Annotated in this window: 16 protein-coding genes and 1 pseudogene; 12 read left to right on the top strand and 5 right to left on the bottom strand. The window is 57.7% G+C overall.

Annotation, left to right across the window (positions count from 1 at the left end; genetic code table 11):
• The first annotated feature begins 54 nt into the window (after positions 1 to 54).
• The 6 genes from guaA to AC6RA8_RS06320 all read left to right on the top strand — a co-directional run bounded on the left by guaA (position 55) and on the right by AC6RA8_RS06320 (position 6,001).
• Positions 55 to 1,629 carry a glutamine-hydrolyzing GMP synthase gene (guaA, locus tag AC6RA8_RS06345; RefSeq protein WP_500351325.1) on the top strand — a complete coding sequence of 525 codons (1,575 nt, stop codon included), beginning with the start codon at positions 55 to 57 and terminating at the stop codon, positions 1,627 to 1,629.
• The gene (locus AC6RA8_RS06340) at positions 1,620 to 1,898 is read left to right on the top strand and encodes a putative quinol monooxygenase (protein WP_500351323.1); all 279 of its coding nucleotides are present in this window, start codon (positions 1,620 to 1,622) and stop codon (positions 1,896 to 1,898) included. The genes guaA and AC6RA8_RS06340 overlap by 10 nt, the downstream gene beginning before the upstream one ends.
• Positions 1,895 to 2,764, top strand: a complete 870-nt coding sequence (locus AC6RA8_RS06335; protein ID WP_500351321.1) for a DMT family transporter — start codon at positions 1,895 to 1,897, stop codon at positions 2,762 to 2,764. Before AC6RA8_RS06340 ends, AC6RA8_RS06335 begins: the two co-directional genes overlap by 4 nt.
• A 148-nt stretch (positions 2,765 to 2,912) precedes the next feature.
• On the top strand, positions 2,913 to 4,052 hold the full coding sequence (locus AC6RA8_RS06330) for an OmpP1/FadL family transporter (RefSeq protein ID WP_500351319.1): 1,140 nt from the start codon (positions 2,913 to 2,915) through the stop codon (positions 4,050 to 4,052).
• 102 nt (positions 4,053 to 4,154) lie between these two features.
• Entirely contained in the window at positions 4,155 to 5,090 is a 936-nt protein-coding gene (locus tag AC6RA8_RS06325) for a DMT family transporter (RefSeq protein WP_500351317.1), read from the top strand.
• Between the two features lie 41 nt (positions 5,091 to 5,131).
• Positions 5,132 to 6,001: an ATPase gene (locus AC6RA8_RS06320; RefSeq protein ID WP_500351372.1), complete on the top strand. Its 870-nt coding sequence runs from the start codon at positions 5,132 to 5,134 to the stop codon at positions 5,999 to 6,001.
• Here the strand turns inward: AC6RA8_RS06320 and AC6RA8_RS06315 are convergent.
• On the bottom strand, positions 5,998 to 6,330 hold the full coding sequence (locus AC6RA8_RS06315; protein WP_500351315.1) for a hypothetical protein: 333 nt from the start codon (positions 6,328 to 6,330) through the stop codon (positions 5,998 to 6,000). The genes AC6RA8_RS06320 and AC6RA8_RS06315 overlap by 4 nt on opposite strands.
• Positions 6,331 to 6,370: 40 nt before the next feature.
• Positions 6,371 to 7,282: a hypothetical protein gene (locus tag AC6RA8_RS06310; protein WP_500351313.1), complete on the bottom strand. Its 912-nt coding sequence runs from the start codon at positions 7,280 to 7,282 to the stop codon at positions 6,371 to 6,373.
• 152 nt (positions 7,283 to 7,434) lie between these two features.
• Here AC6RA8_RS06310 and AC6RA8_RS06305 point away from each other — a divergent pair, with 152 nt between their 5' ends.
• The 4 genes from AC6RA8_RS06305 to AC6RA8_RS06290 are packed head-to-tail and all read left to right on the top strand — an operon-like array spanning position 7,435 to position 10,892.
• Complete coding sequence (locus tag AC6RA8_RS06305) at positions 7,435 to 8,382, top strand: homoserine O-succinyltransferase (RefSeq protein ID WP_500351312.1); 948 nt, start codon at positions 7,435 to 7,437, stop codon at positions 8,380 to 8,382.
• Between the two features lie 4 nt (positions 8,383 to 8,386).
• Positions 8,387 to 9,358, top strand: coding sequence for an alpha/beta fold hydrolase (locus tag AC6RA8_RS06300; protein WP_500351310.1), 972 nt, complete (start codon positions 8,387 to 8,389; stop codon positions 9,356 to 9,358).
• 54 nt (positions 9,359 to 9,412) lie between these two features.
• On the top strand, positions 9,413 to 10,282 hold the full coding sequence (gene ppk2, locus AC6RA8_RS06295) for a polyphosphate kinase 2 (protein ID WP_500351309.1): 870 nt from the start codon (positions 9,413 to 9,415) through the stop codon (positions 10,280 to 10,282).
• Complete coding sequence (locus tag AC6RA8_RS06290) at positions 10,275 to 10,892, top strand: TetR/AcrR family transcriptional regulator (RefSeq protein WP_500351370.1); 618 nt, start codon at positions 10,275 to 10,277, stop codon at positions 10,890 to 10,892. Before ppk2 ends, AC6RA8_RS06290 begins: the two co-directional genes overlap by 8 nt.
• Positions 10,893 to 10,935: 43 nt before the next feature.
• Here AC6RA8_RS06290 and AC6RA8_RS06285 read toward each other — a convergent pair whose 3' ends face one another.
• The 3 genes from AC6RA8_RS06285 to rplM all read right to left on the bottom strand — a co-directional run bounded on the left by AC6RA8_RS06285 (position 10,936) and on the right by rplM (position 13,325).
• Positions 10,936 to 12,117 carry an LLM class flavin-dependent oxidoreductase gene (locus AC6RA8_RS06285; RefSeq protein ID WP_500351308.1) on the bottom strand — a complete coding sequence of 394 codons (1,182 nt, stop codon included), beginning with the start codon at positions 12,115 to 12,117 and terminating at the stop codon, positions 10,936 to 10,938.
• Positions 12,118 to 12,372: 255 nt separating this feature from the next.
• Positions 12,373 to 12,861 (bottom strand): 30S ribosomal protein S9, encoded by a 489-nt coding sequence (rpsI, locus tag AC6RA8_RS06280; RefSeq protein ID WP_500351306.1) that lies wholly within the window; start codon positions 12,859 to 12,861, stop codon positions 12,373 to 12,375.
• Between the two features lie 2 nt (positions 12,862 to 12,863).
• On the bottom strand, positions 12,864 to 13,325 hold the full coding sequence (gene rplM / locus AC6RA8_RS06275) for a 50S ribosomal protein L13 (RefSeq protein ID WP_189370545.1): 462 nt from the start codon (positions 13,323 to 13,325) through the stop codon (positions 12,864 to 12,866).
• 164 nt (positions 13,326 to 13,489) lie between these two features.
• Between rplM and AC6RA8_RS06270 the strand changes: the two genes are divergently transcribed.
• Together AC6RA8_RS06270 and AC6RA8_RS06265 are read left to right on the top strand one after the other, a co-directional pair.
• Entirely contained in the window at positions 13,490 to 13,801 is a 312-nt protein-coding gene (locus tag AC6RA8_RS06270) for a hypothetical protein (RefSeq protein WP_500351305.1), read from the top strand.
• A pseudogene (locus AC6RA8_RS06265) lies at positions 13,801 to 14,495 on the top strand (hypothetical protein); the annotation flags it as partial. The gene AC6RA8_RS06270 and the pseudogene AC6RA8_RS06265, both read left to right, overlap by 1 nt.

The following is a 14,495-nucleotide window of genomic DNA, read 5'->3' as shown; positions in this document are numbered from 1 at the left end:
CAGAGCCCCTGTCCTGCGCTTGCCACCCTGCGCGCACATGCCTATTGCACGCACATGACCGACCAGATCCACGACCGCCTCCTCATCATCGACTTCGGCAGCCAGGTGACGCAACTCATCGCACGGCGTTTGCGCGAGCTTGATGTCTATTGCGAAATTCACCCCTATCAGAACGTTGACGCCGATCTCATTCAGAAAATGGCGCCAAAGGCGGTCATTCTGTCTGGCGGTCCAGACAGTGTCACGCGCGAAGGCTCCCCCCGCGCGCCCGATGCTTTGTTCGACATGGGCATTCCGGTTCTGGGCATCTGCTACGGCCAGCAGGTGATGATGCACCAGCTGGGTGGTTTGGTTGAAGGCGGCAAGATCTCTGGCGGCGGCGGCACGGCAGAGTTTGGCCGCGCATTTGTCACGCCGGAAGGGCAGCTTAACCTGCTGGACGGCTGGTTCGGAGATGGCAAAGAACAGGTGTGGATGAGCCATGGGGACCATGTGTCCAAGCTTGCCCCGGGTTTCGAGGTCTACGGCACATCGCCCAATGCACCCTATGCCATCACAGCCGACACGTCGCGCAATTTCTACGCCGTGCAGTTCCACCCCGAGGTGCATCATACGCCCAAGGGCGCAAAGCTTTACGAAAACTTCGTACGACTTGCTGGCTTTACCGGCGATTGGACGATGGGTGCCTACCGCGAAGAAGCAATGCAGCGTATTCGCGAGCAAGTTGGCAACAAGAAGGTGATCTGCGCCCTTTCAGGTGGCGTCGACAGCTCCGTCGCTGCGGCGTTAATCCACGAGGCTGTAGGCGATCAGCTCACTTGCGTGTTTGTTGACCACGGACTTCTGCGCAAGAACGAGGCCGAAGAGGTCGTTGGCATGTTCCGTGACCACATGAACCTGCAGGTCATACACGCGGATGAGACAGAGCTGTTTCTTGGTGAACTTGAAGGCCAGTCCGATCCCGAGACGAAGCGCAAGATCATTGGCCGCCTGTTTATCGACGTGTTCCAGAAATACGCGGACCAGATCGAGGGGGCCGAGTTCCTGGCCCAAGGCACGCTCTACCCGGACGTCATCGAAAGCGTCAGCTTCTCAGGCGGTCCGTCGGTCACGATCAAGTCGCACCACAATGTCGGCGGTCTGCCGGAAAAGATGGGGCTGAAACTGGTCGAACCGCTGCGTGAACTGTTCAAGGACGAAGTACGCGCCCTGGGTCGCGAACTGGGTCTGCCTGACCACTTCATCGGTCGCCACCCCTTCCCCGGTCCCGGCCTTGCCATCCGCTGCCCTGGAGAGATCACGCGCGCCAAGCTAGACATCCTGCGCGAAGCGGACGCCGTCTATATCGACCAGATTCGCAAACACGGGCTTTATGATGAGATCTGGCAGGCGTTCTGCGCCATTCTGCCCGTCCGCACCGTTGGAGTGATGGGCGACGGACGCACCTATGACTATGCGTGCGCGCTGCGTGCGGTCACATCTGTCGACGGGATGACGGCCGACTACTACCCGTTCAGCCACGACTTCCTTGGCGAAACCGCCACCCGGATCATCAACGAAGTACCGGGCATCAACCGCGTCACCTACGACATTACCTCCAAACCTCCAGGCACCATTGAATGGGAGTGACACTGGACGGGGTTCTGCGCTGTGCGACAGAGGCGGAGGCGGCACGCGTACGTGCGGCATTGCCCGAGCACGTGCGCCTGACCCGCGTCGAACCCGGCTGCATTCGATTTGACGTATTACCCACGGACGATCCATTGGTTTGGACCGTCTCGGAAGAATTCACCGATCCCGCTGCCTTTGAGGCACATCAATCCCGCGCCTCAAACTCGGATTGGGCCAAGGAGACCGCAGGTATCGCCCGCGACTACACCATCAAGGGCATGCCATGAGCCCGGTTCTTAGGGCGGCGCTTTGGATGACAGGGTCCATCGCGTCCTTTTCGACCATGGCCGTCGCCGGACGCGAGGTTTCTGACAGCCTCGATACGTTCGAGATCATGATGTACCGCAGTGTCGTCGGGGTTGTGGTCGTCTGTGCGTTCGCCGTGGCGACGGGTGCGTGGCGCAACATCAAGACGGACCGCCTGGGCACACATCTCTTTCGCAACGTGGCGCATTTCACCGGCCAGAACCTGTGGTTCTATGCCGTAACAGTCATCCCCCTCGCACAGGTCTTTGCGCTTGAATTCACCTCGCCCATTTGGGTGATCGTGCTGAGCCCGCTGATCTTGGGTGAGCGGCTGACACGGGTGCGGGCACTGGCAGCCATCATGGGCTTTATCGGTATCCTTATTGTCGCGCGGCCTGACATGGCTGGAATCAACGCAGGCGTGATCACCGCCGCCTCATCGGCCATCTTCTTTGCGCTGACGATCATGTTGACCAAACGCCTGACCCGACATGAAGGCATTACCTCGATCCTGTTCTGGCTCACGTCGATGCAGCTTGTCATGGGCATCGCCATGGCTGGCTATGACGGAGACATTGCCCTGCCCGACCTGCAAACCGGGCCTTGGGTGTTTCTGATCGGCTGTGCGGGTCTGTTGGCGCATTATTGCCTAACCAACGCATTGTCGATCGCGCCAGCAACGGTCGTGGTGCCGATAGACTTTATCCGCCTGCCCACGATTGCCGTGATCGGAATGCTCGCATATGGCGAAGTCATTGATGTTTGGGTATTTGTTGGCGCTGCCATCATCTTTGCAGGCAATTACGTGAACATTCTGGTCGAATCGCGGCAATCCAAAGCGATGTGACCCGAATGTCACAAACTTATGACGCTCCGTCACGAGCGCTCATCTGCCCTAGCGTCAATATTGACGCACACCCCTTGAAAACGGCTTATAGTCTACCAAAGCGCACCCACTCGACATCCACTCTGTGCGCCATTTGGGAGGAAATAGTATGAAAACCCGTCTTTTGACGGTTGCGGCGCTTCTAGCGTCCACCGCATCCGCACACGCCGTTGGCCTTGACCGGTCCGGTCGTCCAACGGCCTTCATCTTCGAGGATGGAAACAAACTGCAGTTCTCAGCGGGTTTCGGCAACCCGAGCATCGAGGGAACGGATGTCGCAAACGTTCAGACAGGCAACATCGGTGACGACTTCACTATTTGGGGCGTTGCCATCAGGTACGAGCTGAACGACAGATTGTCATTCGGCCTCATGGTAGACGAACCCTACGGCGCCGATATCCTTTACGGCCCTGAGTCGGCTGTTCTGGGCGGCACTGCGGCAACAGTGGACTCGAATGCAATCACTGCTTTTGCTCGGTACAAATTCAACGACCGCTTCTCTGCTCATGGCGGTCTCGTGTACCAGAGCGTCAACGCGAACGTGACGCTAAGCGGGTCCGGATACGGTGGGTTGAGCGGCTACAATGCGAGTTTCAGCAATGACAGCGCACTTGGCTACATGATTGGCGCTGCGTTCGAAATCCCAGATATTGCGCTGCGCGTTGCACTTACTTACCACTCCGAGATTGACCACGATCTGGACACCTCTGAAACTGGCCCGGCAATCTCTGCGCCATTCCCATTTGGCTTAGGTGCTGACAGCGTTGAATCCGTCACACAGGTTACCACGCCTGAAACTGTTCGTTTGGATTTCCAAAGCGGTGTTGCACCAAATACCTTGGTGTTCGGGCACGTACGCTTTTCCCACTACAGCGCTACGAGGGTTTCGCCTACTGCTTTGCAGCAACTGACCGGCAACCCCGACGCCTCTTTGACCGACCTTGAGAATGCATGGGATGCCGCAATTGGTGTCGGTCGGCGTTTCAATGACAAATGGGCGGGAAGCTTGTCCGTTGGTTGGGAACAAAAAGGTGAGGATGATCTGGTGTCGCCGCTGGGTTCCACGAACGGGGCAGTGTATCTGGCTGTCGGCGCGTCATTTCAGGCAACCGACCAAATCGAAATCAGTGGCGGTATTCGATACACAGACTTTGGAAACGCAACTCCAAATGTCGGCGGGATCCCCGTCGGGTCCTTTTCCGGTGACTCAGCCATTTCGGCGGGCCTGAGAATACAGTATAGCTTCTAACGGCTATTTCTGAAAAACGACCAAACCCCGCCCTTCCGGGCGGGTTTTTCTTTGCGCAGGTTCCGGGTGGCGGAGAGCAACTTGGGCTGACAGGGTACGTCCATGACGCCACAAAAAACCCTCTCAGGACGCGCATGGTCCGAGCTATTGCTTCTTGGTCTCATCTGGGGCGCATCATTTCTGTCCATACGCATCGCTTTAGACGAGATTGCCCCACTGACCAGCATTGCACACCGCACGTTCTGGGCCATGTGCGCGCTGTGGCTTGTGGTCTGGTCCATGCGCCTGCCTGTGCCGCGCGATCCGCGCGTCTGGGTCACGTTTCTGGGCATGGGTGTTTTGAACAACGTCATCCCCTTCGGCCTCATGGCCTGGGGGCAGCTTTATATTGAAACCGGTCTTACCTCGATCCTGAACGCGGCCACGGCCATCTTTGGCGTGATTGCGGCAGCGCTCTTCTTCGCGGATGAACGGATCAGTGCCCGCAAGGCAGTTGGTGTTGTCCTTGGGTTTTTCGGGGTGACAACCGCAATCGGACTTGAGAACTTCAAATCCTTCGATCTGCGCAGCCTTGCCCAATTGGCGATTGTGGCTGGCACGGTCAGTTACGCATTGGCCAGCGTTTGGGGGCGGCACTTCCTGAGTGGGCTGCGCCCGCAGGTCGCGGCAGCCGGTATGTTGACGGGATCCAGCCTTCTGACAGTTCCCTTGGCTTGGCTGGTCGATGGGCCAATCAGCCTGAACCTGCAAACCGATACGGTTCTAGCCATTGCCTATTATGCGATCATCGCCACGGCTGGTGCCTATCTGCTCTATTACCGTGTTCTGGCCATGGCAGGATCGGGCAATCTGATGCTGGTCACATTGGTCATTCCGCCGGTCGCAATCATCTTGGGTTCAATAGTGCGCGACGAGACGCTGAACCCAAACGCGTTTGCCGGTTTCGCGCTGCTGGCGCTTGGATTGGCCATCATCGATGGTCGCATCCTCACCCTTCTGCGACGCAGGAGCGTTGACCGCCCCACCCCTCGCAGCTAGGACAACCCAAACCGGAAAACGGCGCGGGGACCTTGACGACAATGCTTTATCGCGATGCGGACAGCTGGCGGGCCGCTCCGTCGAGACGTGTGCTTGTTTTTGGCATGTCCGGCCTGGGCAAGACACACATGTCCACGACATTGCGCGACAGCGGGAACTGGTTCCACTACTCCATCGATTACCGGATCGGCACGCGCTACATGGGTGAGCGCATTACCGACAATGCCAAAGCGGAAGCAATGAAGGTGCCGTTTCTGCGCGACCTTCTGATGTCCGACAGCATCTATATCGGCTCGAATATAACCTTCCATAACCTCAGCCCTGTCTCCACCTATCTTGGGAAGCCCGGAGACCCATCCAAGGGTGGCCTGCCCATCGCAGAGTACCGCCGTCGGCAAGAGCAGTTCCGCCAGTCGGAAATCGCCGCACTCAACGACACCGGGTATTTCGCTGAGCGAGCGCAGCAGCTTTATGGATACCCCAATTTTATCTGTGACACCGGCGGATCGATCTGCGAATGGGTCGATCCCAGCGATGACAACGACCCCTTGATGACCACGCTCAGCTCTGTTGCGCTTCCGATCTGGATCAAAGGAGACGACGCGCACACCGCAGCTCTGATTGCCCGCTTTGATAAAGCGCCGAAACCCATGGCGTATCAGCCTGACTTTCTGCTGGGCTGCTGGTCAGAATACCTTGCCGAAACGGGCGACGCCGAGGACAAGGTCGATCCCAATGCCTTTGTCCGCTGGACCTATGCCCGCGCGCTGGCACACCGCCAACCACGATACGAAGCGATGTCGCGCTGGGGCGTGACGGTGACCGCAGACGGCGTGGGCAACCTGACCGGCGAGGCCGACTTTGTCGATCTCATCGCAGACGCGCTGAATTCCAAACTGCGCAACAGCTAGGCGACGATCCGGAAGAGCTTCGTCGCGCGATCCAGCCAATTCGCAGCGATCTTGAGCGCATTGGCCGCTTTCTCCAGTTTTCGAAGGTCCGCCTTGGCAGCCTTGACCGCGGCACGTAGACGGGCACCCGCACTGGACGGCTCGCCGGGGCGCGGCGTTGTCAACTCAACATACTGCGCGCGCCGCAGCTTGGTCATGCCGCTTCGGATATCCCGGGCCGTCCGCCGCAGTGCCTTTTTCTGGCTCAGATCAGTTTCTTCATCCGCGCGCTCTTCCAACTCGGCCGATGCCGCGCGACCTACAATCAACAACTCTTCGTAAGTTGCCATTCCAATGACATTTTTTCCCATAAATCACCTATTCAAATACTTAGCCTTTAAGGGCCTGAACTTGTTTGACCAGTTTGCCAATCTCGGACGCATCCGGTCGAGATTTCACCTGCTCCAACAACAATTGGTGCTGGCGCCAAATGGCCAGCAGTTTGACGGACTGCGCCTTGGCCTTCTGCTTTTCGAAGCGCTTGAACTCTTGTTCATACGCCCGCACAGCCGGCAGATATACGGATGTACCCTGTACGTCCGTCATGCGCCCATAGGCAGCATCCAAACGGTCGAAAGCACCCAGCATGTCATCATCACCCTTGATCTCAAAATGTGCGATCAACTCATAAACAATAGTGCGGATTTCGGGATGCGCGGTTGAGACCAAACGCTCCAGAATGGCGCGTCGACGCGCCTCAACCGCCGTTCCAAGCAGGTTGCCCAATGCGCCAACTTGGTCAGCATTTAGGGGTGCATTCTTGGGCGCCACATTCACTGTTGCGGCAAACTCGGTCAGGCTTTTGTTGAAGGCATTGAAGTTGGTGGTCACGTCACCGGCCACCGAAGACCCGGAAATTGCGGACAGTGTGGCTGCATAGTCCTGCAAGGTTTGCAGCCCTTCTTGCGCAAACTTCGCATCGCCTCTCTTTTTCGACAGGGTGACCTTTGGCCTCAGATCACAGGGCGCAACCGCCTGATCATCCGGCACAGTGCTCAGATCAAGTGACAGCGCCACATCCTGACAGCCGAGTGGTGCGGCGTAGATGTCGCGCCCGCTGCGGGCCGCTGCGGCAACAGCCGCACGTGTTTGTTGGGCGACGGCACTATCAATCTCCGGTTCAGCGGACTTGGATGCTGCAGCAACAGTTTCTCCGAACGCCTTGACCCCGGGGCCAGCATCCGGCGCGCTGCAGGCAGACAATGCAACTGAACAAAGGGCAATCAGGCAAAAACGTGCCATCGCAGACCTCCTGAAATCGAACTTTTTAAAATAGCGTCAACCATGGGTTGGACGTCACGCCGATGTCAAGGTTTGTTTACCGATGCCTACACATCTGGAAACCCGGGCCGGCAACCGCTATCTGATCGCGACCAACGTGAAAGACAGAGACAATGCCCATCAAACTTCCATCCTCCCTGCCCGCCTATGACGTTCTGACGAACGAGGGCGTTATGGTGATGGACGAAGAGTTGGCAAGCCATCAGGATATTCGCCCTCTCAAGATTGGGTTGCTGAACCTGATGCCCAAGAAGATCCAGACAGAGACACAATTCGCGCGCCTCATCGGGGCGACACCGTTGCAGATCGAGCTGTCACTGATCCGTATGTCCGATCACGAGGCAAAAAACACGGCCGCCGCGCATATGGAGAGTTTTTACCGCCCGTTCCAGGAGGTGAAGGATCAGAAGTTTGACGGGCTGATCATCACCGGTGCCCCCATTGAGCATCTGGACTACGAGGACGTGGATTACTGGGCCGAGTTGGAAGAGGTCATGGATTGGACCCAGACCAATGTGCACTCCACATTTGGTGTATGTTGGGGCGGGATGGCCATGCTGCATCACTTCCACAGGGTGCCCAAACACCTGCTGGGGTCGAAGCTGTTTGGGGCCTATCGGCACACCAACCTGGCGCCGGCGTCACCCTATCTGCGTGGGTTCTCTGACGATTGCATTGTGCCCGTGTCCCGCTGGACCGAGGTGCGTGCACCGGAAGTGGACGCCGCCGGCTTGCCCATCCTATTGGGGTCTGACGTCACCGGCCCTTGCCTGATCGAAGATCCGGATCATCGCGCGCTCTATATCATGAACCACCTGGAGTATGACAGCGACACGCTGAAACAGGAATATGATCGCGATCTGGAAAATGTGCAGGTTGAAGGCGCGCAGATTGCCCTGCCGGTCGACTACTTCCCTGGCGACGATCCCTCGCAGATGCCCACCAACCGTTGGCGCAGTCATGCGCATCTTCTGTATGGCAATTGGCTGTCCGAGATTTATCTCACAACCCCGTATGACATGAGCCGGATCGGCCAGGACCGCACCGATCTGCGTGGGTAAGGATATGAAAACGATGTTGGTTGTTTTAGCCGTACTGGCCATTGTCGGCGTTGGAACGGTGCAAGTCCTCGCGCAGAAGCGTGAACGCAATGCAGCGGTTCACTACCCGCCCCAAGGGACACTGATCGACGTGAACGGCGTGACTGTCCACGCTGAACAAATGGGCCAAGGTCCGGACCTCGTGCTGATCCATGGAGCCTCGGGAAACACCCGCGATTTCACCTTCGCCTTCGCCGATTTGCTCAAGGACCGATACAGGATAACGATCCTTGATCGCCCTGGCCTGGGCTGGAGTGACCGCGCCGGACCGCAATATGAAAGGGTCTGGACCAACGCGCACGAGGACCCGATCACACAAGCGCGCCTGCTGCGTGCCGCGACACGGAAACTGGGTGTGGAGAACCCGATCGTTCTGGGCCATTCCTTTGGGGGCATCGTCGCCCTGGCATGGGCGGTCGAGTTTGATGACCTGGCAGGCATCGTGTCCGTCGCTGGTGTCGCAAATCCATGGCCCGGAACGCTCGACTGGACCTATACCGTTGGGGGCACTGCATGGGGCGGCGCCTTGGTCATCCCCCTCCTGTCGGCATTCGTGCCGCAAACCTATGTCGATACGATTGTTGCGGGCATCTTCAAGCCCCAGAAGGCACCGGACGGGTACCTGGATCACGTTGGGTCAGCGATGACCCTGCGCCGGAATACCATGCGTGCCAATACGCGACAGGTGAACTGGTTGCGCCCGCACGTCGTAGACCTGTCCGCGCGTTACGAAGAGATCATCGAACCTGTGGAAATCGTGCACGGTGATGCCGATACAATTGTGCCGCTGGACGTGCACTCGATCAAACTGCCCGATCAGATTGCAAGCGCCAACCTTACAGTCCTGCCCGGTGTGGGACATATGCCGCATCACACACATGCCAGCGACGTAATTAGAGCAATTGACCGCGTCGCAAAGCGTGCGGGTTTGCGTTAGACGCCTCTCTCGCCCATATTACATGTTAAGAGCAGTAACTTGGGGTCTCGAACCATGAGCCTTCCCTTCGACGGCGCGATCACCGAATTCTTCGAGACCGGTGCGCCCGATGACATTCGGGACAAGATCCGCACAGCGGACAAGGATGACATCCTGACGCCCACTTATCCGCACGACGAAAGGATGGGCAAAAAGGCATACGAGCGCGAAATGGATGCCCTGCAGATCGAACTGGTCAAGATGCAGAACTGGGTATCGAGCACCGGCGCGCGCGTCACATGCGTCTTTGAAGGCCGGGACGCCGCCGGTAAGGGCGGCACGATCAAGCGGTTCCGAGAAAACCTGAATCCGCGTGGTGCCCATGTTGTGGCGCTATCCAAACCCACGGAGACCGAAGCCTCTGAATGGTATTTTCAACGCTACATCAGGCGGTTGCCCGCAGGCGGCGAAATCGCGTTCTTTGACCGGAGCTGGTACAACCGCGCTGTGGTCGAGAAGGTTTTTGACTTCTGCACCACCAAGCAGCGCCAGCACTTTTTTGTTCAGGTCAATCCGTTTGAAGAGATGTTGGTCGATGAGGGCATCCACGTCTTCAAATTCTGGCTGAACGTCTGCCGCGCCGAACAGTTGCGCCGTATTCTCGCGCGAGAGCGGGATCCACTGAAGCAATGGAAACTCAGCTGGATTGATGTTGAGGGGCTGAAGAAATGGGACGTCTACACAGATGCAATCCGTGAAACGCTAGACCGCTCTCATACCAGTCACGCCCCGTGGACAATCGTACGATCCGATGACAAGAAACGCGCACGCCTCAATGCGATCCGCACGGTTCTGCATGGGCTCGACTACACAAACAAAGACCCGCAAGCCATTGGAAAAATAGAAAAAGAGATTTGCGGCGGACCGGATGTCTGGGATGCCTAAACGCGGGTACCATCACGGTAATCTGCGTCAGGCCCTTATCGAAGCAGCGTTGAAGCTGATCGAAGAAAAGGGCCCCACCGGGTTCACCCTATCCGAAGCGGCCAAGCAGGCGGGTGTGACGCCCGCCGCCGTCTATCGCCACTACGAAGGGCGTGAGGACCTGATCGCGGAATGCGCGCGCCAGGGCTATGGCATCTTTGCAGACCTGATGGATCATGCCTATCAATCCGGTCAGCCCTCGGCCCTTGCTGCATTTGAAGCCACAGGCCGCGCCTATCTTGCCTTTGCGCGCCGTTTTCCCGGTCACTACATTGCAATGTTCGAGAGTGGCATTTCGACCAACCGCACGCCTGAGCTGGCTGATGTCGTGACACGCGCAAATGCTGTTCTGGAAAAGGCAGCAGGAGATTTGTCTCAGCATATTCCTGAGGACAAACGCCCCCCCGCATCCATGTTCTCGGCCCATATCTGGGCGCTAAGCCATGGGGTAGTTGAGTTGTTTGCACGCAATTCACCCGGCACGACATCCCCCTTCCCGCCCGAGGATCTTCTGGAAACGGGGATCGGGATCTATTTGCGTGGCCTTGGCCTGATCCGTCCTGACAACTAGTGCGTTGCCCACACTCGGAGTGCGCGCAACGCTGTCGTGCAGGCTATTCGGCAGGCTCGCTTGTATGCCGCGCCTCTTTCTCTGCCGCGTATGTGGCTTGTGCCGTTTCAACCGCCTTCATGTGAATATCTGCCAACTCGGGACGCATTTTTTGAGCGCGCACAGCCGCATTCATGGTCGACAAATGCTGGCCTTGGAAATGTGGGAACACTTCGCGCGCAATCAGTTCATAAGACTTCTTGGTTGCTTCGAAGTTGGCCCAGTTATGCGCAAGAGTCAGATACGCACCAAAGCCACCATTCGACTGCTTCCAAAGACGGTCAATCTGCGCCTTGCACATTTCCGGTGTCCCGATGGCGCCAAATCCGCTGTCATTGATGAAGTCGATCATCTCTTTGGCGTTCTGTCCAGGCATCGACATCTGCGGGAATGCCGCAATTTCCTGGAAATAGTTGAACCAGTGTTCAATCCCATATTCCACGTCACGCCGCGCCTGTTCCGCTGTTTCAGCAATGTGGCAAAGCCCCACCAAGCGCCATTTCGATCGGTCAGGCGTGTGGCCATGGTGTTTGGCCTCTTCCTCAATCACGTCCCAATGCAGCGCCAACGCATCAAACCCGGCAGCTGTTGTCGCCCCGATCGAGATCAACCCGGTGCCGTATTTACCAGCCAGTTTGGGTCCTGTCGGTGAGGCTACGGCGGCCGTCGCAAGGTCAAAATTAGAGTAGGGTCGCAGATGCAAACGTGCGTCCTTGAGCACCCAACGATCATTCTCGAAGTTGACAGGCTCGTCCGAGCGCAGCAGTCGCGTGATCACGTCAAGACCATCGGCAAGAAGGCCGCGCGTGTCTTTTTGGCTCAATCCGATCATCGCCGCATCGGTTGGCAGTGATCCGGGCCCAAGGCCCAACATGGCCCTGCCCCGCGTCAGATGGTCGAGTTGCACGATCTTTTCGGCCACCCAAAGCGGATTGTGATAGCTGACAGAAACAACACCAGTGCCCAGCTTGATCCGCCGTGTACGCGCCGCAGCTGTCGCAATCATAATCTCGGGGCTGGCCGAAATCTCGGACCCGGCAGAGTGGTGCTCACCGAACCAGACCTCGTCATAGTCACATCGGTCGAGCCATTGAACGAGTTCAAGATCCTGTTCCAACGCAAGAGTCGGATTGATCCCCGGTTTGTGAAACGGGGCGAGAAAGATGCCAAAGCGAATCCTGTCCATGGTGTTTCCTCCCAGAAAGTTTTTAGATGACGTTAGGTCAGCGTACGGCAGGGTACCGTATTCACAAAACCAATTCTGGGTTGTAGGCCGAACTTCGCGAACGGAGCCAGTTGTGTAAAGCCCGGACGGCATCGCCTCGAAATGACGACAAAAACCTGCACTGCTGAGGCAAGACGCGCAAAGCAAAAGCAGGACGCCACCAAACAAAAAAGCCGCCCCACGGAAGGGCGGCTTTTCGATAATATGAAATGGCGCTTAACGCTTAGAGAACTGGAAGCTCTTACGCGCTTTGGCCTTACCGTATTTCTTACGTTCAACCACACGGCTGTCACGCGTCAGGAAGCCTGCGGCTTTCAAAGCGCCGCGCAGGCTGGGGTCGTACAGCTGCAGGGCTTTCGAGATGCCGTGCTTGACCGCACCCGCTTGACCGGACAGGCCCCCGCCCTTGACGGTGGCTGTGACGTCGAACTGATCTTCGACACCTGCAACCTGGAACGGTTGGCGCAGGATCATCTGCAGCACTGGGCGCGCAAAATAGGTGTTCAGCTCCTTGCCGTTCACGGTAACCTTGCCGGAACCGGGCTTGATCCAGACACGGGCAACCGCGTCTTTCCGTTTGCCGGTGGCATAGGAACGGCCGAACTCGTCACGGACGGGCTCGCGCGGGGTCATTTCGACTTCGACCGGGGCAACGTCGCCAGCGACGGCTTGCAGGTCTTCGAGTGTGTTGATTTCGTCAGCCATGCTCATGCGCTCCGGGTGTTTTTCTTGTTCATGGACTTCACATCCAGAACTTCGGGGCTTTGTGCTTCATGCGGGTGCTCTGCCCCGGCATAGACACGCAGGTTGGTCATGATCTGGCGGCTCAGACGGTTGCCGGGCAGCATCCGCTTGACGGCCAGGGTCACAACGCGCTCGGGATGTGCGCCTTCAAGGATCTGTTCCTTGGTGCGCGACTTGATCCCACCAGGGTGGCCGGTGTGCCAGTAGTGATGTTCCTGGCGCTTGTTGCCGGTCAGCTGGATCTTGTCCGCGTTGATGATGATCACGTTGTCGCCACAGTCCATGTGGGGTGTGAACGACGGCTTGTGCTTGCCACGCAGACGCATGGCGACGATCGAGGCAAGACGGCCCAGAACAACGCCCTCGGCGTCGATCAGGATCCATTTCTTGTCGATGTCCGCAGGTGTTGCGGTATAGGTTTTCATATGAGTGAATCCCTTGAAGGGTGGAATTTCAGATTGCGTGGTTATACAGCAGGGCAAACCTGCGTCAACGGCATGAAAGCAGTTTTAATCTTGCAAAACCATATGCTTGCAATTAAGGTATTATATTACCCCACCTTGCAATCCGGATTCCGTGCCTCATGCTGATGGAATTGGCCACCCCTGCTCTCGCGGCTTTGGCACTATTGGCCTGTGCCACAGCCATCGGCGCGCCTGCCATGCGCAAGCTAATCACCGTCTACGAAGCCAAACATGAGCTGAAGCATGGGTCTGCTGGCTGGCTGCGATCGATCCGAGGGTGGTCTATGGTTGCATTCTGGGTGATGACCACGTGGTTCGTTGCGAGCATCATTGGCGACTGGGCGGTAAACGGAGACCTTGAGGCGGCGATTGATCGCGGCTGGCTGCGCCTGCGAATCCTGCTTGAGATTGCCATGGCCATCATGGAGTCCGACTGATGGATGACATCAGCGCCGCGCAGTCTGAACTGCAATGCAGCAATTGCGCGGGGCAATGTGTTTATGACCCGGCGCAACAGGCGCTGGTCTGCACAAGTTGCGCCACACGCTACGGCTTAGAAACCGAAGATGATGACAGCGCGGCACAAGAGTTCGATTTTGATCCAGGTATGCCAGAGGACGACCCGCCCGTGCTGGCCGAAACCCGTGTCCATCATTGCGAAACCTGCGGCGGGGACGTGATTTTTGTTGCCCAGACCCTATCCGAGCGCTGCGCCTATTGTGACGGGCCGGTGGTGCTCGCCACCAGCGACACCGGCTATCAAACCAAGGCGTTGATCCCGTTTCGCGTGCCCGAACGCGATGCCCAAGTGGCGGCCGTGGATTGGGTTGCACGACGTTGGGCTGCGCCATCTGATCTGAAAGCAGTTGTCGCCAAGGCCCGCGTGGCTGGCCTCTATGTGCCGTTCTGGACCTTCGACAGCGAAGAGGCCGTGAACTATTGGGCCAAGTACAAGATACGCAGGAACAAGCGAACCGTTGTGCGAAAAACCTCGGGTGCTCTACGCATCACATTTGACGATCTGCTGGTCCCCGCATCGCCTCACATCACACCCTTGATCCGCGACGGCATCCTGCATGACTTTGAGCCGCGCCGGCTACGCCCCTACCGCCCCGGTTATCTGGCCGGGTT

It is taken from the genome of Tateyamaria sp. (assembly GCF_059783535.1).
The sequence above is the reverse complement of the archived record's forward strand: the minus strand, read 5'-3'. Positions and strand labels throughout refer to the sequence as shown.